The sequence below is a fragment of the Methylohalobius crimeensis 10Ki genome, from assembly GCF_000421465.1.
GTDB lineage: Bacteria > Pseudomonadota > Gammaproteobacteria > Methylococcales > Methylothermaceae > Methylohalobius > Methylohalobius crimeensis.
This window is the reverse complement of record NZ_ATXB01000001.1, coordinates 1,346,037-1,367,157: the sequence shown is the minus strand read 5'-3', so window position 1 is coordinate 1,367,157 and position 21,121 is coordinate 1,346,037. Positions and strand designations below refer to the sequence as shown.

Annotated in this window: 22 protein-coding genes, 1 tRNA gene and 1 pseudogene; 6 read left to right on the top strand and 18 right to left on the bottom strand. The window is 58.7% G+C overall.

What is annotated here, in order from left to right; genetic code table 11:
• Positions 1-13 precede the first annotated feature (13 nt).
• Complete coding sequence (locus H035_RS0106870; RefSeq protein ID WP_026596360.1) at positions 14-760, top strand: flagellar brake protein; 747 nt, start codon at positions 14-16, stop codon at positions 758-760.
• Positions 761-823: 63 nt separating this feature from the next.
• Here the strand turns inward: H035_RS0106870 and H035_RS0106865 are convergent, their stop codons facing one another.
• The 3 genes from H035_RS0106865 to sucC are packed head-to-tail and all read right to left on the bottom strand — an operon-like array spanning position 824 to position 4,502.
• Entirely contained in the window at positions 824-2,461 is a 1,638-nt protein-coding gene (locus H035_RS0106865) for an NAD+ synthase (RefSeq protein WP_026596359.1), read from the bottom strand.
• 5 nt (positions 2,462-2,466) lie between these two features.
• Entirely contained in the window at positions 2,467-3,336 is an 870-nt protein-coding gene (gene sucD / locus H035_RS0106860) for a succinate--CoA ligase subunit alpha (RefSeq protein WP_022948247.1), read from the bottom strand.
• Positions 3,333-4,502 (bottom strand): ADP-forming succinate--CoA ligase subunit beta, encoded by a 1,170-nt coding sequence (gene sucC, locus H035_RS0106855; RefSeq protein ID WP_022948246.1) that lies wholly within the window; start codon positions 4,500-4,502, stop codon positions 3,333-3,335. Before sucC ends, sucD begins: the two co-directional genes overlap by 4 nt.
• Positions 4,503-4,570: 68 nt before the next feature.
• Between sucC and H035_RS0106850 the strand changes: the two genes are divergently transcribed.
• Entirely contained in the window at positions 4,571-6,184 is a 1,614-nt protein-coding gene (locus H035_RS0106850) for a sensor histidine kinase (RefSeq protein WP_022948245.1), read from the top strand.
• On the top strand, positions 6,181-7,536 hold the full coding sequence (locus tag H035_RS0106845) for a sigma-54-dependent transcriptional regulator (protein ID WP_022948244.1): 1,356 nt from the start codon (positions 6,181-6,183) through the stop codon (positions 7,534-7,536). Before H035_RS0106850 ends, H035_RS0106845 begins: the two co-directional genes overlap by 4 nt.
• Here H035_RS0106845 and H035_RS0106840 read toward each other — a convergent pair.
• The 5 genes from H035_RS0106840 to H035_RS0106820 form a co-directional block, all read right to left on the bottom strand.
• Positions 7,533-7,958 carry a hypothetical protein gene (locus H035_RS0106840; RefSeq protein ID WP_022948243.1) on the bottom strand — a complete coding sequence of 142 codons (426 nt, stop codon included), beginning with the start codon at positions 7,956-7,958 and terminating at the stop codon, positions 7,533-7,535. The two genes, H035_RS0106845 and H035_RS0106840, sit on opposite strands and share 4 nt — an antisense overlap.
• An 88-nt stretch (positions 7,959-8,046) precedes the next feature.
• Complete coding sequence (locus H035_RS0106835; RefSeq protein WP_022948242.1) at positions 8,047-8,859, bottom strand: formylmethanofuran dehydrogenase subunit C; 813 nt, start codon at positions 8,857-8,859, stop codon at positions 8,047-8,049.
• A 4-nt stretch (positions 8,860-8,863) separates the two neighbouring features.
• Positions 8,864-9,760, bottom strand: a complete 897-nt coding sequence (gene fhcD / locus H035_RS0106830) for a formylmethanofuran--tetrahydromethanopterin N-formyltransferase (RefSeq protein WP_022948241.1) — start codon at positions 9,758-9,760, stop codon at positions 8,864-8,866.
• Complete coding sequence (locus tag H035_RS0106825) at positions 9,760-11,421, bottom strand: formylmethanofuran dehydrogenase subunit A (protein ID WP_022948240.1); 1,662 nt, start codon at positions 11,419-11,421, stop codon at positions 9,760-9,762. Before H035_RS0106825 ends, fhcD begins: the two co-directional genes overlap by 1 nt.
• Positions 11,422-11,458: 37 nt before the next feature.
• Positions 11,459-12,733 (bottom strand): formylmethanofuran dehydrogenase subunit B, encoded by a 1,275-nt coding sequence (locus H035_RS0106820; protein WP_022948239.1) that lies wholly within the window; start codon positions 12,731-12,733, stop codon positions 11,459-11,461.
• 147 nt (positions 12,734-12,880) lie between these two features.
• Between H035_RS0106820 and H035_RS0106815 the strand changes: the two genes are divergently transcribed.
• From H035_RS0106815 to H035_RS21250, 3 genes are all read left to right on the top strand, one after another.
• Positions 12,881-12,957, top strand: a tRNA-Arg gene (locus H035_RS0106815).
• A gap of 157 nt (positions 12,958-13,114) precedes the next feature.
• Positions 13,115-13,312 carry a type II toxin-antitoxin system HicB family antitoxin gene (locus H035_RS0106810; RefSeq protein ID WP_022948238.1) on the top strand — a complete coding sequence of 66 codons (198 nt, stop codon included), beginning with the start codon at positions 13,115-13,117 and terminating at the stop codon, positions 13,310-13,312.
• Positions 13,309-13,521, top strand: a complete 213-nt coding sequence (locus H035_RS21250) for a type II toxin-antitoxin system HicA family toxin (RefSeq protein ID WP_084684847.1) — start codon at positions 13,309-13,311, stop codon at positions 13,519-13,521. The genes H035_RS0106810 and H035_RS21250 overlap by 4 nt, the downstream gene beginning before the upstream one ends.
• 765 nt (positions 13,522-14,286) lie before the next feature.
• Here the strand turns inward: H035_RS21250 and ltrA are convergent.
• From ltrA to H035_RS0106765, 10 genes and pseudogenes are all read right to left on the bottom strand, one after another.
• Complete coding sequence (gene ltrA / locus H035_RS0106805) at positions 14,287-15,618, bottom strand: group II intron reverse transcriptase/maturase (protein WP_022948237.1); 1,332 nt, start codon at positions 15,616-15,618, stop codon at positions 14,287-14,289.
• A 667-nt stretch (positions 15,619-16,285) separates the two neighbouring features.
• A pseudogene (locus tag H035_RS18590) lies at positions 16,286-16,972 on the bottom strand (IS256 family transposase); the annotation flags it as partial.
• Positions 16,973-17,089: 117 nt separating this feature from the next.
• Positions 17,090-17,302: a type II toxin-antitoxin system HicB family antitoxin gene (locus tag H035_RS0106795; RefSeq protein ID WP_022948235.1), complete on the bottom strand. Its 213-nt coding sequence runs from the start codon at positions 17,300-17,302 to the stop codon at positions 17,090-17,092.
• Positions 17,292-17,552 (bottom strand): type II toxin-antitoxin system HicA family toxin, encoded by a 261-nt coding sequence (locus H035_RS0106790; protein ID WP_022948234.1) that lies wholly within the window; start codon positions 17,550-17,552, stop codon positions 17,292-17,294. Before H035_RS0106790 ends, H035_RS0106795 begins: the two co-directional genes overlap by 11 nt.
• Before the next feature lie 90 nt (positions 17,553-17,642).
• On the bottom strand, positions 17,643-17,846 hold the full coding sequence (locus H035_RS22855) for an addiction module antidote protein (protein ID WP_456152363.1): 204 nt from the start codon (positions 17,844-17,846) through the stop codon (positions 17,643-17,645).
• A 216-nt stretch (positions 17,847-18,062) separates the two neighbouring features.
• A complete protein-coding gene (locus tag H035_RS0106785) occupies positions 18,063-19,241 on the bottom strand; it encodes a YncE family protein (protein ID WP_022948233.1) in 1,179 nt (392 codons plus the stop codon).
• Between the two features lie 133 nt (positions 19,242-19,374).
• Positions 19,375-19,650 (bottom strand): DUF4242 domain-containing protein, encoded by a 276-nt coding sequence (locus H035_RS0106780; protein WP_022948232.1) that lies wholly within the window; start codon positions 19,648-19,650, stop codon positions 19,375-19,377.
• Positions 19,651-19,711: 61 nt separating this feature from the next.
• A complete protein-coding gene (locus tag H035_RS0106775; protein WP_022948231.1) occupies positions 19,712-20,308 on the bottom strand; it encodes a TetR/AcrR family transcriptional regulator in 597 nt (198 codons plus the stop codon).
• 152 nt (positions 20,309-20,460) lie between these two features.
• A complete protein-coding gene (locus H035_RS0106770; protein WP_022948230.1) occupies positions 20,461-20,751 on the bottom strand; it encodes a type II toxin-antitoxin system RelE/ParE family toxin in 291 nt (96 codons plus the stop codon).
• On the bottom strand, positions 20,744-21,001 hold the full coding sequence (locus tag H035_RS0106765; RefSeq protein WP_022948229.1) for a type II toxin-antitoxin system ParD family antitoxin: 258 nt from the start codon (positions 20,999-21,001) through the stop codon (positions 20,744-20,746). Before H035_RS0106765 ends, H035_RS0106770 begins: the two co-directional genes overlap by 8 nt.
• Between the last annotated feature and the right edge of the window lie 120 nt (positions 21,002-21,121).

The window sequence follows — 21,121 nt, the reverse complement described above, 5'->3', positions numbered from 1 at the left end:
ACAGGTCCCGCCCATGTCCAAGCATAAACTTGCTGGCGCCACGGACAGCCGGCGATTTTTGCTTAAATCCCCTACCGATATTGTACGAATTTTGCGATTCCTGATGCAGCAACGCGCCATCGTCACCGCTCATCTGGACGGCGGCAAGACCATGCTGGTCACCGCGGTGCTTTTAGTGGATCCAAAACGCAAACTGCTCGTGCTGGATTACGGTCCCGACTCCCGCGTCAACCAACGCGTCCTGGCCAGCGAAAAACTGTTCTGCATCAGCAAGCTGGACCGGATCGAGGTCAAGTTTACCCTGCACGGCATCAGTCAAGCCCGTCTGGAGGGCCAACCGGCTTTCCGAGCCGACCTGCCGGAGACCGTCTATTACCCGGAACGGCGTCACTTCTATCGCCTCACCCTGCCCAAAACTTCCCCCTTGAGTTGTATCGTGAAGCTGAAGGATGACAGCGAGATTTCCTTGAGCGTCGTCGATCTAGGCATCGGAGGTATCGGCTTAATGGATGACCGGGGAGAAGACGCGCTCGAGAGTGGAGCGATCTACCCCGATAGTCGCCTGGAATTGCCGGAGCTCGGTCAGGCGAACTTCGATCTGGAAGTATGCTCGATTGCCGGAAGTCGCGGGCAATCAGGGGAAAAACGTCGACTCTGCTGTACTTTCCACAACCTGAAGCCCGTTGATGCTGCGCTGATTCAGCGCTATCTCAACCAGCAACAGATCAAATTGCGCCAAACCACGCCGGACGGGCGTTGAGGCAGCGATGCGCCGCCGCGGCCCGACGCGTGGCAAAAAAGAGGGGAGGCGTTGCGACCTACCCTATTTATTGAAAGAGGTCACCGGACAGAAGCCGTTGGTGATCGGATAGCGGCGATCGCGGCCGAAAGCCCGCGGGGTAATCCGTACCCCCGGCGGGGCCTGACGGCGCTTGTACTCGTTACGGTCCACCAAGTTGACCACCCGCCGCACCGTGGCCACCTCGTATCCGGCGGCGATGATCTCCTCGATCGATCGATCCTGCTCCACGTACATGGCCAGAATGGGATCGAGCACGGCATAGGCCGGCAAGCTGTCCTCGTCTTTCTGATCGGCGGCCAATTCCGCCGACGGCGGGCGGGTTAAGATTCGGTCGGGGATGACCGGACGAATCGCGTTGATATGCTCGGCAAGACGATATACCTTTAATTTGGTCACATCCTTGATCGGCGCAAACCCGCCGGCCATATCGCCGTACAAGGTGGCATAACCGACGCTCATCTCACTCTTGTTGCCGGTGGACAGAACCAGCTTTCCTGACTTGTTGGAAATGGCCATCAGGGTGACGCCGCGGCAACGAGCCTGAATATTTTCTTCGGTCACGTCCCAGGCCATCCCGGCGAACTCGTCCGAAAGCAAACCGAGGAACGCGCCGAAAGCCGATTCGATGGGGATCACCCGGTAACCTACGCCCAGGTTGGCCGCCAAAGCCTTGGCATCGGAGAGGCTGATCTCGGATGTAAAACGCGACGGCATCATCACCGCCTCCACGTTGTCGGCGCCCAGGGCCTCGACTGCGAGTGCCAAGGCCACGGAAGAATCGATGCCCCCGGACAAACCCAATACCGCCCCCTCGAAGCGATTCTTGCGAGTATAGTCGCCGATTGCCAGCACGATGGCTTTATGGATGCTGGGGATCTCCTCGGCCACTGGCGCGACCGGGCCGGGCCGCGGACTTGCCCGCTCACCGTCCCATTCGAACTCGGCGATTTCCAGCGCCTCCTGGAATTCCGGCAAGCGGCGCACCACCTGCCCGGTGTCGTTCATAACAAAGGAACCCCCGTCGAAGACCAATTCATCCTGACCGCCCACCTGATTGACGTACACCACCGGCATGCGGGTGTCGGCGATTCGGGCGTGCACCGAGGCCTCGCGCTCGTAAATCTTGCGAATATGAAACGGCGAGGCGTTGAGATTGAGCATCAGATGCGCGCCCGCCAAGCAGGTCAGTTCCACCGGGCCGGCATGCCAAATATCCTCGCAGATGGACAAGCCCACGGGAACGCCTTTGAGCAGGAACAGTCCTGCGGCATCGCCGGCTTGAAAATAGCGTTTCTCGTCGAACACCCCGTAATTGGGCAGTTCGTGCTTGCGATAGACGAAACGTAGCTGGCCGTCGCCGAGCACTGCCGCGCTATTATACAAACGGCCGTTGTGGCTCTCGGGAAACCCGACGATGATCTCGATACCCGAAGCCGCCTGCCGAATCCGGTCCAACCCCGTCCGGCAGACGCGCAGAAAATCGGGCCGCAAAAGCAAATCCTCGGGGGGATAACCGGAGACGGCCAATTCGCTGAAAACGACCGCATCCGCCTCCAGCTCGTCGCGGGCCCTTTGGGCGGCGGCGATGATCTTGGTCACATTGCCTTCGATGTCGCCCACGCAATAGTTGAGCTGGGCCAAAGCCAAGCGCAATCGAATTCCTTTCACGTCAGACAATCCTTCATCCGCGCGCCCATTTCAGTGGGCAAATCCACCACCTCCACGCCGGCCCGGCGCAGGGCCGTCACCTTGGCCTCGGCGGTGCCGCGGCCGCCGCTGACGATCGCTCCGGCATGTCCCATTCGCCGCCCCGGCGGCGCACTCCGGCCGGCGATGTACGCCACGACCGGCTTGGAGACCCGCGTGCGGATGAATTCCGCCGCCTCTTCTTCCTCTTCCCCGCCGATTTCCCCCACCAGGATAATGCTGCGAGTTTCCGAATCTTCCTCGAAGAGCGCCAACGCATCGATGAAATTCATGCCGTGGAGCGGATCCCCCCCGATTCCGATGCAGGTGCTCTGTCCCAAGCCCTCGCGGGTGGTCTGCCAGACCGCCTCGTAGGTCAATGTCCCCGATCGCGACACGATGCCCACGCCGCCGCGGCGGTGGATGAAGCCGGGCATGATGCCAATCTTGCATGCATCGGGCGCGATGATCCCCGGACAGTTGGGACCGATCAGCACACACTCATATTCGCTGAGCGCTTCCCGGACGCGCAGCATGTGTAAGGTGGGAATCCCCTCGGTGATGCACACCACCAGGCGCAGCCCGCAATCGGCCGCCTCCAGGATCGCATCGGCGGCAAACGCCGGCGGAACGTAGATAACGCTCGCCTCCGCATCGGTGGCGCGCACCGCCTCGCGTACCGTATCGAACACCGGTAGTCCCAAATGGGTCTGGCCGCCCCGCCCGGGGGTCACGCCGCCCACCAGACGAGTCCCGTATTCCAAGGCCTGTCGGGAGTGGAAAGTCGCCTGCTTGCCGGTGAATCCCTGACAAATCACCTTGGTATTGCCATCGACCAATACGCTCATGCCTCTTCCTCCGCTGCCGCCACCGCCTTATGCGCCGCCTCCAACAGATCCGACGCGGGAATGATCGCCAGCCCCGACTGCTCCAACAGCTTGCGACCCGCTTCGGCTTCAGTGCCCTCCAGGCGCACCACCACCGGCACGCCCACGTGCACTTCGCGCACCGCGGCGATGATGCCCTCGGCGATCAGATCGCAGCGGACGATGCCGCCGAAAATATTGACCAGAATCGCTCTCACCTGGGAATCCGATAAAATGATCTTGAACGCTTCCGTCACCCGCTCGGCCGAGGTTCCGCCGCCCACGTCGAGAAAATTGGCCGGCTCGCCGCCGCACTGTTTGATCAGATCCAGGGTCGCCATGGCAAGCCCGGCGCCATTGACCATGCAGCCGATGTTTCCATCCAACGTGACATAACTGAGTCCGTGCTCCCGTGCCCGCCGTTCTTTCGCATCCTCCTGCGTCGGATCGTGCATGGCCTGGATATCGGGATGCGCATGGAGCGCGTTGTCGTCGAAATTGATCTTGGCATCCAGCGCCATCAACGCGCCCTCGGCGGTTATCGCCAGCGGGTTGATTTCGATCTGGCTGGCGTCCTTGTCCAAAAACAGCCGATAGAGGCCGTTCAAAAGGGCCACAAAAACACCTACCTGCTTTCCCGCCAGTCCCAATCCGAAGGCCATTTCCCGGCCTTGGTAGGGCATCGGACCTGCCGCCGGGTGAATGTGGAAACGCAGGATTTGTTCCGGTTGCTCGGCGGCAACCTGCTCGATGTCCATCCCGCCGGCAGCCGAAGCCATCACCGAAATCCGCCCTCGCCCCCGGTCGATCACCCAGCTCAAATACAATTCGCGCGCCACGTCGGTCGCCGCCTCCACCAGCACGGCATCGATCGGCAATCCACCGGGTCCGGTTTGCGGGGTCGCCAAGTGCGTGCCCAAAAGCTTTCCCGCCGCATCCCTGACTTCAGCGGGCGTCTCGGCCACGATCACCCCGCCCGCCTTGCCCCGCCCGCCGGCGTGAACCTGCGCTTTCACCAGCCAAGGCCCCCCGCCCAGGGCCGCTGCCGCCGCCCGGGCTGCGTCCCGGGTTCGGGCAACCCGGCCGGCGGGAATCGGGATGCCGTATTCATCAAACCAGGTCTTAGCCTGGTATTCGTGGATGTTCATAATGCCGCTATAATTAATTCAACCCCTGGTTGCCATTCTAAGCCAACTGCCTCATTCAAGGCGAGTCCATGATTAACCACCAGCAGCTGCGCCCCTGCCCGTTTTCCAAGTATCGAATCCAAGCATCCCAAGCTTGGCAACTGTTGTCCGTATTTACTGGATACCAGGCGGTTCTGAGCCTATTGCTGTGCATTGCGTTCCAATCCTCTTGGGGACCGGCCCATCTGGGCAAAGTCCATCCATCGCTGTTCCTCTGGACCGCTTACGCTTATTTCCTGGCCATCGTCGCTACCCTTCCGTTCCTAGGGTGGCGCCAACCCAACTATGTCTGGCAAACAGGGATGCACCTTTGTTTGGATCTCGGCCTCCTTCCCTTGCTGATATACACCAGCGGCGGGCTGGAGAGCGGTTTCGGCGTTTTGCTGGCGGTTTCGGTCGTGGCCGCCGGCATTCTGATTGGCGGACGCTGCGCCCTCGGTTTTGCCGCCCTGGCCAGCATCGACGTACTGGCGGTGGAAGCAATCGGCGATTGGTATCACGCTTTCGAAACCACGCATTACACCTACGCGGGCATGCTCGGCATCGCTTATTTCACCATTGCCTTGCTGGCGGTCGCCTTGGCGGGCCGGGCCGAACAAAGCCAGGCCCTGGCCGACCAACGCAAGGTGGACCTGGCCAATCTGGAGCAACTGAATGAATTCATCGTCCAGCACCTCCAATCCGGGATCATCGTCCTCGATACCGCCAATCGCATCCGCCTGATCAACGATTCCGCCTTGAGGCTTTTGCAGTTGCCCGCCAAACCCCGAGAGCTCAGCACCCTACCCGGACTGCTGGTGGCCGCACTGCGCGAGTGGCAAGCCCAACCGGCGCAAAATTTTGCTACCCTTATCAGTCAAACGGAACCGATTCAGGCCCGTTTCAGCCGCCTCCCCATGCACGGCGAAACATTGACCATGATTTTTCTCGAAGACAGCGCTTTGCATCATCAGCGGGTCCAGGAAAGCAAATTGGCTTCCCTGGGCAAATTGACCGCGAGCATCGCCCACGAAATCCGCAATCCCCTCGGCGCCATCAGTCATGCCGGCCAACTGCTGGGGGAAAGCGACGGTCTGGGTCCCCAGGACCTGCGCTTGGTGGAGATCATTCAAAATCATTCCCGACGGGTGGACGAAATCATCGATAACGTGTTGCAACTATCCCGCCGCAACTCCGCGCAACGGGAACGGTTGTTTCTGAAGACTTGGCTGGAACAATTCTGCCGGGAATTTCAGGAAACCGCCTCGCGGGATTCCCTGATCGATCTTCAGCTTCCCCCGGAATCGCCGAGTGCCTGGGCCGATCCGGTCCAGCTCAAACAAATTCTGTCCAATTTGTGCGGCAACGCCTTTAAATACGGCACGCCGGATAACGGCAAAGTTATTTTGCGCCTTCGTCACGATGCGTCCCAAAAGCCTTGTGTCGAGGTCATCGACCGCGGTCCCGGCATCCCCGCCGATCAGGCCCGGCGGATATTCGAGCCGTTCTTCACCACCTCCTCGTCGGGTACCGGTTTAGGCCTGTACATCGCACGGGAATTGGCCCAGTTGAACCAAGCCAAGCTGGAATACGATTTCGGTCCTCACGGCAGTTGCTTTCGCCTCACGCTCGCCAACGCCGATCTAGCCACGATAGAACTATGACTACCCCGCACGCACTGATCGTCGATGACGAACCGGATATTTTGGAACTGATGGAATTGACCCTGGCGCGGATGGACGTCAGAACCCGGAGCGCCACTTCCCTCCAGGAAGCCCGGAACTGGCTCGACCGCGAGACCTTTCAGCTTTGTCTCACCGATATGCGCCTTCCGGATGGGAACGGTCTGGATCTGGTGGCCCATATTCAGGAAAGCTTCCCCAACCTGCCGGTGGCGGTCATTACCGCCCACGGCAATATGGAAGCGGCGGTCAAGGGGCTCAAATGCGGCGCTTATGATTTCGTTTCCAAACCGGTAGATTTGAAGATTTTACGAAAACTGGTCGAAGCGGCCTTGCGGCTGGCCCACGAAACCGGCCGCAAGGACCGCCGCTCGCGCAACACTTTGTTGGGCGAATCGGAAGCGATGCGCGACATCCGTTCCAAGATCGTCAAACTCGCACGCACCCAAGCGCCGATCTTCATCAGCGGCGAATCCGGCACCGGCAAGGAACTGGTCGCCCGTCTGATTCACGCCAAGGGCCCCCGATCCGACAAACCGTTCGTTGCGGTCAATTGCGGCGCGATTCCGGCGGAGCTGATGGAAAGCGAATTTTTCGGCCACCGCAAAGGGAGCTTCTCCGGTGCGGTCGCGGATAAAAACGGCCTGTTCCAAGCCGCCGAGGGCGGCACTTTATTCCTGGATGAAGTCGCCGACCTGCCCTTAGCCCTGCAGGTCAAACTGCTGCGCGCCATTCAGGAAAGAACCGTGCGTCCGGTGGGCTCGGAACAGGAAATCCCGGTGGATGTGCGCATCTTGAGCGCCACCCACAACGACTTGAAACAAAGAGTGGAAGAAGGGCGTTTTCGTCAGGATTTGTTCTACCGAATCAACGTCATCGAATTGAACGTACCGCCGCTTCGGCAACGGCGGGAGGATATTCCCCAGTTGACCGAACGCATCTTGGCTCGCTTGACTCAAGAAAACGGCCTGGAGGAATGCCCGCGACTGACCGAGAAAGCGTGGACGGCGCTCTGCCAATACGACTTTGCGGGCAACGTACGCGAATTGGAGAATATTTTGGAGCGCGCGGCCGCCTTGTGCGAAAACCTAAAGATCGACGTGGCCGACCTTGCTCTCCCCGAGATGGAAACGATCCTGCCGGAGCCGCCTTCCGTCGAGGAAGCCATTCCCGCTGAGGAATTCTTCCTGGAAGATTACCTTCAGAAAATCGAACGGCGCGCCATCGTGGACGCATTGGAAAAGACCCGCTGGAACCGTACCGCCGCCGCGCAAAAATTGGGCCTGACTTTCCGCTCGCTCCGCTACCGGCTGAAAAAACTGGGCATCGATTAAGCCCAGTATTTTTTCAGCCGCTTGAAGTGACCCAACGCCGCTTTGACCTGCTCGTTGGTGGCTTCGTCCTGAAGTTCGTTGTTTTTGTACACCCGGTCCAGCAGGCCCTCGCTCACCAGAGCTTCCTTGATCCAGCGCTTGGCGAAGCGGTAATTGGTGGGAACCGCCGCGGCTTCTCCACTTTCCGGATGACGTAGTTGCTTGACCTGGGCGGCCTCTTCCTCGGAAGCTGCTTCTTCCGGACGAGCCTGCACTTCGACCGGCGCTTCGGCCGACGCTGTTTCTACGGGACCGGTCGCTTCGGCCGGATGGATTTGAGCGTAGAATTCGCCTGAGCTATCGCCTATGAAAGCGGTAATCAGGATATAAGCGATATAAACGATCAGCAGAATGGAAATACCGGCCAGAAGTGTCGTCATCATTGTGAATTCTCCCCCTTTACATCGGGTGTTATCGTTATGTTGCTCAACAGATTGTAGACTAGCCGATCTAGCGTACCTTGCACAAGCACTAAGCACCGGCGCTTCGAATCAGAATTTCCCCCCGTCCCACGGCGGCAAGATCGCCGCCGTAGCGGCGGACCCGCTTGAACACGGATTCGGAGGCGGCAAAGCGGCTGTCCAGGTCGCTCAAAGAAGCGAACCACAAGGGCAGATAAGCCAAGGTATGCGCGCCGCAATCGCCGAAAGTCGGCAGCATTTCCGCCGGCTGTTGCCATAAGAGCACCGTCCCCCGCTTCAGTCCGTACCCCAAGTAACGGCCGGTGCTTCCCATCACCGCGACGGTCCCGGCGATCATCCGCGAGGCGCAGTAGTCTCCCGCATCGCCTTCCACCAGAATGATCCCGCGTCGCATTTCGTCGCCCAAACGATCGCCGGCGTTGCCTTTCACCAACACGATGCCGCCGCGCATGCCGCGTTTATTGCCCGGCAGCGCCGCCCCCAGGAAATCCCCGGCGTTGCCGTCGATCTGAATCAAACCGCCGCGCATCTCGCACCCGGCGAAAAGATCCGCGTTGCCGGTCACCCGGATACGGCCGGACCGGAGTCCCATGCCCAAGTAAGCACCGGCATCCCCTTCCACGGTGATATCCAGATCCTCGCCGTCCTTGCCGATGCAATCGAGCTTGGCATTGGCGTTACGAATGACCCATCGGGAGGTGTCTTCCCCCTCGATTTGGAACAGCTCGTCCATCCGCAGGGTCTTTTTGCCGGACCACACCTTGAGCGCGGCGATTTCGGCGACGGTCAAATGGGGCGCCCCGCTCAACGGAGACAAATCCACTCGCTGCTTGGGTTCGGCCTTCAAAGTTAAAGTCAGCATAGGTCTACGCCATGATTTCCCTTAGGTGAAAATGGAACGGTCCCAGCTTGCCGCCATAGTTGCCGGCGCTGATCCGACGAATACCGTTTTTCGCCCCCAACGCACAGGCGGCTTCGATTCCCGCGCGCATGGCCCGCCGGATATCTTCCTCGGTCAGACCGTCGATGACGATCTCCATCACCGATTCGATCTCCGGCGACAATTGGGATTTCGTCACTCCCTTGAGGGTGGGACAGAAGGCATCGTTGGTGGACGCGTTGAGCGCCTTGTACTTGGAACCCACCTTGGAGCCGGAACGCACCACCCCGCCGGGAAACGGCATGATCACGTTGGGAACCTGCTTCATCGCCGCCACCGCCGCTTCGCACGCGGCCAGCGCCTGGGGTTGGGATTCGGCCAGGATCAGGAAGTTGCCCCCGCCGACCGCGCCTACCTGGTAGGTGAACTCCTCGGTCAGAAATTCCCCGTCCATCACCGGAACGCGCCAATAACGCTTGCCGCCGATCTTCTTGGAGATCTGAAAACCGTCGCCGAAAAAGCGCAGGTTCTTTCCCAAGGGGACCGGCTTGCCTTCCTCGATGCCGGCGAACAGCGCCGAGGTGGGCGAGGTCAACACGCATTGACCGGCGCGGGTTTCCACCTGCTTGGCGAGCGCCTTGCCGCCCATGGCGAAAAACAGCACCGACACGCCGGGGCGCCCGTCGGGGGTTTCCTCCGGGGACAGCTCCCGCTCGATGCCCGCCTCGCAGCCGCAGGCGATGACCGAAGTGGCGAATCCCGTCATGGCGCGCGCGCTGTGATAGGCCCACTCCAGGTTTTGGGCGGTAATGAGGGCGCGCGTGCCCTTCATGGGGAAGGCCTCGGCGAAGGTTTCGTCGATATGAACGCCGTTGATTTCCATCACTCGCGCCCTCCACAGGAATGCACCGTCACGCTGCCGCGCCCGTCCTCGCTGATTTCCTCGTCTCGGATGACGAAATTATCCAGTTTCATGGTGAGATAACGATCGAAGTAGGCTTCCAAAGACTTTTCGATGCCGGGGTCGTAGTCGGGTTTGACCGTGTGGGTCGTCCCCCACACCACGTCCACCACCCGGCCGTTCTGTATGACCAGCCGGCCATCCTTGAACACGTAATCGGGACGTTCGAACATTTTTTCCTTGTCCTCTTGCGGCGTGTAGACCGTGATGTCGGCCGCCGCTCCCTGACCCAAATGCCCCCGGTCGGCGAGCCCCAGCAGCCGCGCCGCTCCGGCCCGGGTCATGATCGCGATTTCATAGAGGGAATATTCACGCTCGATGCTCGCCAGGGGCGTCATCTTCTGAGCTTCCGGATGGAGGCGGGACAGTTGTTCGTTGCGGAAGGTCCGGTCCATCAGCAGGCGGATCAGGTGGGGATAGCTGGTGAAAGGCGCGCCGTTGGGATGGTCGGTGGTCAAAAATACCCGCCAGGGGTCGCTGACCATCAGGAATATTTCCAATCCGATGGCCCACTGGAGCGCGTTGACGAAGTTCTGGTCCCGATATTTGAAAGGCACCACCCCGCAACCGGCGTCGCATTCGATGTCCATGCACACCCATTTATTGGGATGGGCGTGGTGAACGTTGGCGTGCTGGCGCATATTGTCGCCGGATGCGGTGACCGTCTGGCCGAACAGCACCTGCCCCACGTCCACGGTGATATTGGGGTTGGCGTTGACCGCCTCCGCGATCCGGGCCGCCCCCGAGGAGAATTTGAAATCCCCTTCGGTGCCGTAGCTGTGGAACTGGATATGGGTCAAATGCATGGGCAACCCCTCGATCCCGGTGATCGTATTGAGGGTCGTTTCCATGTTGCCGGGCACCCCCAGATTACAGCCGTGGACGTGGAGCGGATGGGGGACGCCCAATTCGTGCACCGCAGTGGCCAAACTTTTGAGCACCTGACGCGGGGTGACGCCGTAATAGGCATTCGGTTCGTCCAAATCGAGCGCCCGCTGATTGAATTTGAACGCGCTGATGCCGCCCGGATTGACCACCTTGATGGCATGACATTGAGCCGCGTTCAGCGTCCAGGCCACGTAATCGTTGACAAGTTTCTGGTCGGCGCCGTCTTTCAGCAGGCGGAGAAGAAAGTCGTCGCTGCCGAGCATGGCATAACCGCCCTTGTCGAGCATGGGCGTGTCGCCCATTTCCATATGCGCCTGACGGGCATTGACGGGGAGAACCGCCGGCTCGAAGGCGGTGGTGAACCCCATCTCGGCATAGCGATAACCGGTGGTCCAGGTGCTGGGCGCCGCATGCCCGCAACCGGAGCGCAACAACTGGGTATGATAGGCGGGATCGGCGCGGTGATCCTCGGGCAGCATGGTGCGGGCGATATTGACCTTGCCGCCGCCGATATGGGTGTGCATGTCGATGGCCCCCGCCATCACCACTTTGCCGCGCAGATCGTATTCTCGATCCACCCGAACGCCCGGTTCCGGCTGGACGATACGCCCGTCCTGGATAAAAACGTCGCGTACCTGACCGTCGATTCCGTGCGCCGGATCGTAGACGGTACCGCCTGTCAATTTGATCAGCATGAAAGACTATCCTTCCTGTCGGTAATTGGCTTCTTACTTAGATCAACGCTTGCTCGATTTCCCCCAGCACCCGGGCCGTGGCGGGCAGATCGGTGTCACGGAGCCTGGCAAGCCGGACCGCCACCACATTGTCGGTTCGATAGGTATGGCCGGCGTGGTCGATGCCGGGGCAACCCACCGGAATGAACACCTCGGGTTCGCGTTCGAAGGTCATTCCGCCGCGTCCCACCGCAATCGTGGGCACCTCGGCGACCGGCGGCGTGCGCTGAGGGTTGTAGGCCGATACCCACAGCAGCGCATCGGCTTGCTCCTCGGCCAGCAAGCGTTCACCGTCGTTGAGATAGGGGTCGTATTCGGGACATCCGCGGCTGAACCGCAGCCGCAAGGGATAGCCGGTCTGCCAGCCGCACACTTGCGTCGCGGTCTGATCGCCTTCCATCCCGCCCAGGGGCAGGCCGCTGCAGCGGGTGGTATGGTTGAGCTCCTTGATCGTCTCGCACAGCGTCTGGACGGTCAGTTCGGCATGCGCCCAGTCCAGCGCGCCGGCGGCCCAGGCGATCACGCCGTAACGGGCGTTTTTGAGCCGATCGGCCAATGCCGCCAATTCGGAAACGGCGATTCCGCCCACTTTTTCAGTCGCGACTCGCTCTCCCTTGACCAACGCGCGAAGTACCGCCGTCACCGCGGGCAAATCGGCGTCCTCGCATGCCATTGCTCGAGGCTCGCGTCCATCCGGAGAAACCGCCGCCTTTCCCGAAGGGGTCTTCCCCAAATAGACGATATCCCGTTCCTTCGCCTCGACGAACATGCCGTCCACCCAGACGTGGCGCTCGAAGAAACGGGGGAAGCGGGCTTCCAAATCCACCCCCGCCACCACGATCAGATCGGCGCGGTTCTTGACCTCGGACAAAGTGGTCGTCATCCAACCGGCGTCCTGCTGCACCAACAAATTGCGCAAGGCGGCCCCGGCGTTCATGGTATCCACCACCGCCCCCAACCGATCTGCCAGAGACAAGGCCGCACGCATGCCGTTGACGTCGGTGGCCAAGCCGGCCACCAAGGGCAATTCCGCTTTCTTGAGAATCTCGGCGGCTCGAGTCACCGCCTCTTCCAGCGAGGCCGGCTTGCCGCCGACCCGCGGCCGAGCATCGCCCAAAGGCTGCTCGAACCCGGCCCGGGTAATCGAATCACCGTTTTCCACTATCTCGAGTCGACCGTCGTCGGCCACCCGAATCTTCAGATCATCAGCGGCGATGCCGCAGAACGGGCTGGGCACCTGCGTCCACACACCCGGTTCGATCATTTTCGCCATGCCGTCAATTCCTTGTTTGCGCGGATACTGTCCCGGCATTATAACAACTCACCGCCGCTTCAGAACACCTAAGCCTTTCCATCCCTTCCAAACGACATAAAAATTTGAGCAAAACCGCCAAAACAGATAAAATTAGCTCTTCTTAAAGCGCCCGTAGCTCAGCTGGATAGAGCGCAGGCCTCCGGAGCCTGAGGTCGCAGGTTCGAATCCTGCCGGGCGCGCCAATTAGATCAAAGGCTTACAGAAAAGCACCAAGATACTCGCATCCATGAATTTTCTGTTTGGTACGCCCTTGGTACGCTCATTCGCATTTTTCCCGGAAACGGATTATGAAAATGCCCCACCAGTACATCACCGACGAAACTGGAGCGGCCCAATATCATGCTTACCGTTGAAGTCGAACGCGAAGAAGACGGGCGCTATATCGCGGAAGTTCTCGAACTCCCCGGCGTCCTGGCGTATGGATCGGATCGGGCTGAAGCGATAGCAAAAGCCGAAGCCTTGGCCTTGCGGGTGCTGGCGGAACGCCTAGAGCATGGCGAAGACATACCCGACCTGAAAACCCTGTTTGCCGCGTGAGTCGTTGGCCGTCGTGTAAGGCAAAGCGTGTCTTGGCGGCTTTGATGCGTATTGGTTGGAAGGTGAAGCGTCAATCAGGATCACATCGGACATTGGCGCGGCCAGGTTGGCAAGACGTGGTTTTCGCCTTCCACGATAACGAAGAGATTGGGCCACGGATGATGGCGCGCATAGCAAAACAGACCGGCCTTAAACCAGAAGACCTGTAAACACCACAAGCCAAAACCGGAAGGCCGGAACCGTCCACCACGCCAGCGCCGACCATCCCGGTATCTCCATGACCATCAGCCCCCGGCCACAGCGCCATCGATGCGTGGCGGCTTCCGGTCGATAGTTCACTATTTCGCAATAAATCAGTATTCCATGATTTAACGTATAGGGAATAATAGAGACGGTGTAACAAGGATTTATCTTACCTCGCCTTGGTGTACTTCACGGTGGAATGCAGTCTATTGCGGTTTATTATTCACAATGCGATGAATTGTGCCAATTTTTGAAGGTCTTTGGAAATTTTCTTGTAAGGAAACTATCTGCCGTTGGAGTGGTGGTGGCCGGTAGCTACAGCATGGGCATGATGATGGTGGTCGGTGGTGCCTGGCCTTATCGATCGGTTCAGGCTTTTTACGCCGTCCGATGTTGGCGGTGTTCATTGCAGAATATTCGGGGTCAAGAATATTCGGGGTCAGAGTAAGAATATTCGGGTAGAGTAGAATATTCGGGGTCAGAGTAAGAATATTCGGGTAGAGTAGAAGACAGGTTACCACTACCGTAGCACCGACCTATCTGTTGCCGCCTCTTTCGTCTGGCGGTGCCTCACTAGCCGAGGCGTAGTCATGTTGGCCTGTCCTCCCTCATCAAACCGTGCATACGGTTTTATTCGCCCCCTCCCTGGGGCTCACCCCTGCGGGGCCAGCCTGCGTCTGTTCAAATTGGCTCCCGGCCAATTTGTCCCGTACACGGCTTTCCGATGTTCTTCACACCGAGGCATGCGCCGAGCGCCAGGGCGCCGTCGTCGGCAGCTTGAAAAGCCCATAACGTCCATAGATTATTCGGCCCGGAAAGCGATGATATCCCCGGCTGGCCAGCTTGTGACGCCGCCGCAGGTGGATACGCACCCGCTCTTCCACTTGCAGCTTCACTTTGGACATCACCCGAGTGCAGTTGCGGTGGTGGAAATAATTGGACCAGCCACGCAAGGTGGCGTTGAGTTCGCCCATGATCATTGGCATCGGAACCGGGGTGCGCCGCCGGTCGGTCAGCGCCTTGGTGCGATCTTTGATCCGCTGCACCGCCTGCTTGGACGGTTCCACGTGCGGGTAGTGTTTGCCACTCTTGCAGCTCCGCTTCACGCGAAAGCTGAATCCGAGGAAGTCGAAGGATTCCTCGCGAGCATCCACTACCCGGGTCTTGGTCTCGTTGAGGCTGAGGTCCAGCTTCTCCAAGATCTGTCGCAGCGCCGCCAGCGGCGCCTCGACATCCCCTGCGCACAATGCCACTATATCGTCGGCGTACCTCACCAGCCGACAGCGGTAGCGTGTTTCCAGTCCATGCCGTTCCCATATCCGATCCAGAAGATGCAGATACAGGTTCGCTAGCAACGGCGAGATCACCCCGCCCTGGGGCGTGCCCCGCCGATTGCTTTTGCCACCTCCCCTCGTCCGCCGTGTGCCGTCGTCGTCTTCTTCCACCACCGGTGCCTTGAGCCATTGCTTGATGAGCGCCAGCACCGCACCATCGCTGATGCGTTCGGCCACTGCCGCCAACAGCTTGGCGTGGGGGAGGGTGTCAAAATACTTCGACAGGTCCGCGTCGATCACTTGGGCGTGGCCGCTCAACAGGGCGTCCGCCACGGCATCCACCGCGTCATGGGCCGAGCGCTTCGGACGGAAACCATACGAGTGCTCGCAGAAGTCCGCCTCGAAGATCGGCTCCAGGACAATTTTGGCCGCCATTTGCACCACTCGATCCCGGATGGTGGGAATTCCCAGCGGCCGTTTGCTGCCATCGGGCTTGGGTATCCCTACCCGACGCACCGCGTCCGCTTGGTACGTCTTGCTTTCCAACTGCTTCTGTAGGCGTTGCAAGAATTGCGCTTCCCCTTCTTCTGCCTCGATGGCCTCGAAGGTCTGCCCGTCTACGCCGGGCGCGCCCTTGTTCGACCGGACCCGCCGATAGGCGTGACTCAGAATGTCCGCCCGGCACAGCTTGTCGTACAAGGCATAGAAGCGGAAGTCCGGCTCCTGATTGGCCTTGGTGTAGAGCTTCCTCTGCAGCGTCCTGATCTTTTCCGGGGTTCGTAGCACCATGGCACAAAATCGCCGGGAGCGATTTTGAACAGCTGCAGGCTGGCCCCGAAGGGGTGAGCCCCAGGGAGGGGGGCGAATAATCCCCTGATCCTCCACTCTTCGGTTGCGTGAACAAAGCAGGGCCCCTTCCCTCGGACCGGGTTGTGTTGTCCCAAGTCCTCGAACGGTAGTATGGACCCCTCCGACTTCCACGACGGCCCGGCACGACTTCGGCACTCGCCTTATACGCACCCGTTGGCGGTTCTGCCCCGCCACCGCCGCGGATCTCCCGCACTGCACTGGTTTTCTTCCGTTACCTGCCGCCCCTGCTACCCCGGGAGATCCGGTGGAACGCTTCCGTTCTCTCATCCCATCGACAGCGGCCTTCCCCTTCTGACCACAGGGTCGGCATCTCCAACTAATTGACGAGGCTACCCGTAGGTTCGCTTGCGCTACGGCCGGCAACTTCGCCCCTCGGAAACTTACAACCCCCGATTGCTCGGACGCTGCTTCCGGGCGCTACAAAGGTGTACGGACAACTCCTTTCGCGGGACTTTAACCCGCAAGAAAAACAGCCGGTTACGGCATACGGTCAGAGTAATATTTATGTTTCAATATTACAATTTCATGTGCTGGTAATAGTAGATAAATATTACTCTGACCCCGAATATTTGACCCCGAATATTCCGTCTTCGACCCCGCGGTTTTTCAGGTCGTTGAAGACCAAGAACCAGAACTTGGCCCCTTCACGCTCACTCATCCATAGGCCCAGCAGCTCCTTTTCGCCTTCCAGGTTGATGCTCAGCGCCAAATAAACTGCCTTGGTCTTCACCGGGCCATCCTGGCGGGATTTTACGAATAGGGCATCGAAGTACAGAATCGGGTAGACGGCCGACAGCGGCCGGCTTTGCCAAGCCTGGACCTCTTCGTGCACGGCATCGGTGACGTTGGAGATCAGCGTCGGGGAAACTTCGATCCCATACAGTTCCTCCAGTTGGGCCTGGATCTCTCGGGTCGACTGTCCCCGCGCGTACAAAGCCAGCACCTTGTCGTCGAAACCGTCAAGCCGTCGCTGGCGCTTCTTGACCAGCTGGGGCTCGAAACTCCCGTTGCGGTCGCGGGGAACGTCGATCTCAAATTGGCCGGCATCGCTCTGGATGGTCTTCCTACCCTTGCCGTTGCGACTATTGCCGGTGGCTCGGCCTTCCGGAGCATGCGGCTCGTAACCCAAGTGCAAGGCCATCTCTGCCTCAAAAGCGCGCTCTACTGCCCGCTGGGTTAATTGCTTCAACAGGCCATGTTCGCCCAAAATGTCTTCCGGACTCTTACAGTCCTGGATGAGTTCGTCGAGCAGGGCGTCGGTCTTTTTCTGAATTCTGGTCACTGGTCATTCTCCTGCTTGTCGATTACAGATAACCAGTTACACAGTTATTTGTACACCCTCGCGCTTGACAGCGACCGAGCTGTCAAGCGCCGGACTGCAGCGCCCTTGTTATGCATACATCAGTCGACCTTTGGGTTCCGGGATGGCGCGGCCAAGTTCTTGCGCAGTTTCTATCCACTCCTCAATAACCTGTCTGGCGTTGGTCACAGCTTCCTCATACGTTTCACCATCAGCCATACACCCGGGTAACTCTGGAACCTCTACTACGAAGGCACCATCTTCGTCGCTCCAGTAAATTATCAATTCATACTTAATCGACATCAGCATCTCCCAATCGATGTTTGACCAAGATACTCCGTACCTGTTTGACTTGGTACGGTTTCGCCTTCTTGCCCCGAGGCTGCAAATTGATGATCTCAGAGACATCGCCTCGTGTGAAGATGTAATGATCCCCTTTTATCCTTTCTTCAAAGCCAAGACGGGTCAGCAACTGGCGAAGGGAAGAGAATTCGATATTTGTATCCGCTCCGCCCGCGAGAATCTTGTCTCTCAGTTTCGAATACTTCCCCATACTTGTTTTTCTCCTGCCTTATCGGAACGTTTTGTTGCATAAGGGCGAAGTACATGCTTGACCAAGTGCCTCAGCTTATACAGATGCTTGTCATACCCCCGCTGTGCCTTGCGATTTTTCCGCGGCGGAATCTACCCCTCCATGCCTTGGCGGCGCGGCTGCTTCAGCGTGTAATTTCAAACCCAGTGCTTTTATAACTTTGAGTATGGTATCGAAGCCAGGGCTTCGTTCTCCGGAAAGGGCCTTATACAGACTTTCGCGTGACAGGCCTGCATCCCGTGCGACCTGTGACATGCCCTTGGCACGAGCAATGTCACTCAGAGCCTTAGCGATAAAAGCGGCATCGCCATTTCCTCGGGAGTGCGGAGGTGTTCGGCAACATCGTAGCGGGTAGTGATGGTTTTCGCCATGATACATTCCTACAGGTTTTGCGCGAGACGCACGGGCGAAAAAAACGCCCCTCCCTCCACATGGAACGAGGGGCGTGTTCCCTGCCGCCTGCCCGATGACTCAATGTCCGGCCAAATGATTCCACTGCGGCAAGAGGACGATGCTGTTGGGCAGCAAATCCTGCTTTTTGAGTGTATCGATGCGCGCCACGACTTCTTGGGATGTTAAATCGACCACGGTGATTTCGCCGTCTCGCATCCCCTCCAGGTTGAGCAGGGAATTTTGTACGAAGGCGTAACGCCAGTCCTTGGTGAAGGCCACGTGATGCGCGCCTTCGGCGGCGGGAATCGAATGAAGCAATTTGGGCTGCAGCAGCCCTTCGCTCAAATCGAAGATGTGCAAATGACCGGGCTTGGCGGTGGTCACGAAAAGCCGGTCGCCCTTGTCGTTAAAATAAATTTCCAGCGGGACGTTAAACCCGCGCTCCCCGAAATCGAAGACCGGGCGGGGCTCGAAGGTTTTCGACTGCGCCCGCCAGGTCAACGCCCAGAGAGTGCCACCATACATATTGGCGACGTAGGCGGTGGCCGGCTCGCTGGCGGGCACGAACAGCACCTCGACCGGCGCCACCCCGGAAGGGGACTCCTTGTCGGATACCTTGACGGTCCCTAGAACCTCGTTCGTGCTGGGCTGAATGACGGTCAAAGCCTCGCCGGCCTTGCTCATATCGGTGGCGTTTATGGTACTGGTGGCAAGCGCCCGGTCGATGCGATTATTGATGGCGAAACCGTGGGGATAAGGCGCCGCGGTTTTGATGGTAGCGGTCACCCGATCGGTGGCCGCATCGCCGACGACGACCTTGTCGCCGTCCATGCAGGTCACATACCAGGTTTGATTGTCATCGGAAAAGCTAATGTCTTCGGCAAACGCGCATTGCGGCAGATCGACCAAATCCATGCGATAAGGGAATTGATCCATTTCGATGACGCCGAGCTGCGAATTTCTCAAGAAGACGACATACGCCTTGCGCATGCTTTTGTCATAAAAAATATGATGCGCCTCCCATTCGGGATTCAGCGGAATGTCGACCAGAATTTTTCCGAAACGCGGCGATTTCGGATCGACGTCCATTATCGCAATCCCTTCGCGGCGCGCTTTCATGCCGAACAATGTCACCCCTTTCGGCGTCTCCAACCGCTTGCTCTCGTAGTTCACCATCGCCAGAATTTCAGCGCCGACCGGCCCGGTCGTCAGCGACAGCCCCGCAATCAAGAAGATAAATATTCGTTTGATGCTCATAAGGAAACCATTTCAAAAGTCACGACACTTCTTCAGAAGCAAGAAGGCTTGAGAGCGGCTCAGGCCGGTCGTTACCTTAAAATGCCTTCGCCGCCCGGATTCGATGACAAAGCCTCCTTTATTTCACTCCCCCTCAACCCTCACCGGTGGTAGGGTCGATTACCGTGTTGACCCGGCTGATTTTATTGGCCGGGAAACCGCCCTGACTGGCGTGCTCCCGGACGGCTTCCTCGCTGGGAGCGATATACACGCAGTAGATCTTGTCTTGGGTCACGTAGCTCTCCAGCCATTGGATTTGCGGTCCCATTTGCTGGAGAATCCCGCAGGATTTTTGCGAAATGGCCTGCAATTCCTCTTCGCTCAGATTGCCGGCACCGGGGATTTCGCGTTCGATCACGTACTTGGGCACGATTGCCTCCTTTTGGGTCGGTTTAAAAATGACCGGTCAGTTTTCCGGTCGGCCAAAAAAATTATCCGGGTAGGGTGTGTTCAAAAATATGGCGCATGAACGCGTGCAAGGGCACGACGGAACGCTCGATTTTCATGCGCAGCAAGGTGCCTTGCCAGTAATCGACCATCAAATCGGCCAATTCCTCCGCGCTCCGGTCGGTGCGAACCTGTCCCCGGGCTTGGGCCTGCACCAGCCCCTGCCGAATCTTGTCCCGATAGCAGTGAACCGCTTCTTGCAGAACCCGCCGACAGGTGTCGCTGGTGTCTCCGATTTCCCCCATCAAGTTGCCCAAAAGACAGCCACCCTTGAAATCGTTGCGGGCGGACTCCTGGATCAAGGTGTCGAAGTAACTCCGCAAAGCGCTCAGAGGGTCCAGGTCGGGCCGGGAAAGGAAGTCGTCCAATTGCGCGATGAACGGCTCGATGTAATGACGGATGACCTCGGCGCCGAAAGCCTCCTTGCTGGAAAAATAGTTATAGAAGGAGCCCTTGGGGATGTTCACCGAGGCCAAAATTCCCTGGATGCCGGTAGCGTGATAGCCGTTTTCCATGAGCAATTGAACGCCCCGGTCGAGCAGTTTCTCGCGGTTGAGTTGTTTGCGTGCTTCTCGGTTCATGTCTCAAATGATATGACCGGTCGTCTCGAAATGCAAGCCTAAAAAGGTACGAAGCCAGACATCGAAGTATCTCCACACAATCGGCGGTTTCCCGGCGGTCGATGGGCGCCTTTTTAGCTCCCATTTCCGACAGAAAATCTGGCCGAGACGGATCATAAATGCCGGTCCGGCTCCATTTCTTCGTGAAGGACACGGACGATCTCGATTTGCCCCGGTTGCACCCGATAATACACCATGTGATGTTTGACTTGAAACCGCCGGTAGCCCAGCCGGATAGAGTCGCAATTGACCCCGATCAATGGATTTTCGGCGATGATCGCGATCCCCTGAGCGAGCCGATCAAGATAAGCATCGGCCTGTTGGGGGCCCCATTGTGCGAACGTATAGCTCCAAATACCGATCAGGTCCTCCTCGGCTGACGCTCGCTTACGAATTTCATGCATCGGATGGAGGCAACCCCGCCTTTTGCCTGGCTTTTTGCTTGATTTCCTCCATATCGAGCTTCCCTGCGGGACCGCTTTCCTCGCCTTCGATCAAGGCCTGGACGAGCACGTGGCGCTTTTCCTGATACAGCTGATCCCGCCGGATCAAATCGCGGATATAATCGCTGGAATTGGCGAACTTACCACCCTTAACCCGGGCTTCCACCCAATCTTTCATGGGGTCGGGCAACGATACATTCATGGTTGCCATGATTCACACCTTTCAAAAATTATCATTTGGTTTCAGTATGGCAAAGATTGCCATAAACAGCCAAATAATTAACCGGGCCTTTATTAATGCTCATTGGAAGGGGGACTCCGGACGTTCGGC

Excerpts from the sequence above, each read along its gene's own strand:
- ltrA (WP_022948237.1), bottom strand. The coding sequence starts at position 15,618 with ATGGTGCTACGAACCCCGGAAAAGATCAGGACGCTGCAGAGGAAGCTC.
- H035_RS0106810 (WP_022948238.1), top strand. The coding sequence starts at position 13,115 with ATGCTTACCGTTGAAGTCGAACGCGAAGAAGACGGGCGCTATATCGCG.
- H035_RS0106840 (WP_022948243.1), bottom strand. The coding sequence starts at position 7,958 with ATGATGACGACACTTCTGGCCGGTATTTCCATTCTGCTGATCGTTTAT.
- H035_RS0106835 (WP_022948242.1), bottom strand. The coding sequence starts at position 8,859 with ATGCTGACTTTAACTTTGAAGGCCGAACCCAAGCAGCGAGTGGATTTG.
- fhcD (WP_022948241.1), bottom strand. The coding sequence starts at position 9,760 with ATGGAAATCAACGGCGTTCATATCGACGAAACCTTCGCCGAGGCCTTC.
- H035_RS0106775 (WP_022948231.1), bottom strand. The coding sequence starts at position 20,308 with ATGAACCGAGAAGCACGCAAACAACTCAACCGCGAGAAACTGCTCGAC.
- sucD (WP_022948247.1), bottom strand. The coding sequence starts at position 3,336 with ATGAGCGTATTGGTCGATGGCAATACCAAGGTGATTTGTCAGGGATTC.
- H035_RS0106795 (WP_022948235.1), bottom strand. The coding sequence starts at position 17,302 with ATGTCGATTAAGTATGAATTGATAATTTACTGGAGCGACGAAGATGGT.
- H035_RS0106845 (WP_022948244.1), top strand. The coding sequence starts at position 6,181 with ATGACTACCCCGCACGCACTGATCGTCGATGACGAACCGGATATTTTG.
- H035_RS0106770 (WP_022948230.1), bottom strand. The coding sequence starts at position 20,751 with ATGCATGAAATTCGTAAGCGAGCGTCAGCCGAGGAGGACCTGATCGGT.
- H035_RS0106765 (WP_022948229.1), bottom strand. The coding sequence starts at position 21,001 with ATGGCAACCATGAATGTATCGTTGCCCGACCCCATGAAAGATTGGGTG.
- H035_RS22855 (WP_456152363.1), bottom strand. The coding sequence starts at position 17,846 with ATGTCACAGGTCGCACGGGATGCAGGCCTGTCACGCGAAAGTCTGTAT.
- H035_RS0106820 (WP_022948239.1), bottom strand. The coding sequence starts at position 12,733 with ATGGCGAAAATGATCGAACCGGGTGTGTGGACGCAGGTGCCCAGCCCG.
- H035_RS0106785 (WP_022948233.1), bottom strand. The coding sequence starts at position 19,241 with ATGAGCATCAAACGAATATTTATCTTCTTGATTGCGGGGCTGTCGCTG.
- H035_RS0106825 (WP_022948240.1), bottom strand. The coding sequence starts at position 11,421 with ATGCTGATCAAATTGACAGGCGGTACCGTCTACGATCCGGCGCACGGA.
- H035_RS0106850 (WP_022948245.1), top strand. The coding sequence starts at position 4,571 with ATGATTAACCACCAGCAGCTGCGCCCCTGCCCGTTTTCCAAGTATCGA.
- sucC (WP_022948246.1), bottom strand. The coding sequence starts at position 4,502 with ATGAACATCCACGAATACCAGGCTAAGACCTGGTTTGATGAATACGGC.
- H035_RS0106870 (WP_026596360.1), top strand. The coding sequence starts at position 14 with ATGTCCAAGCATAAACTTGCTGGCGCCACGGACAGCCGGCGATTTTTG.
- H035_RS0106790 (WP_022948234.1), bottom strand. The coding sequence starts at position 17,552 with ATGGGGAAGTATTCGAAACTGAGAGACAAGATTCTCGCGGGCGGAGCG.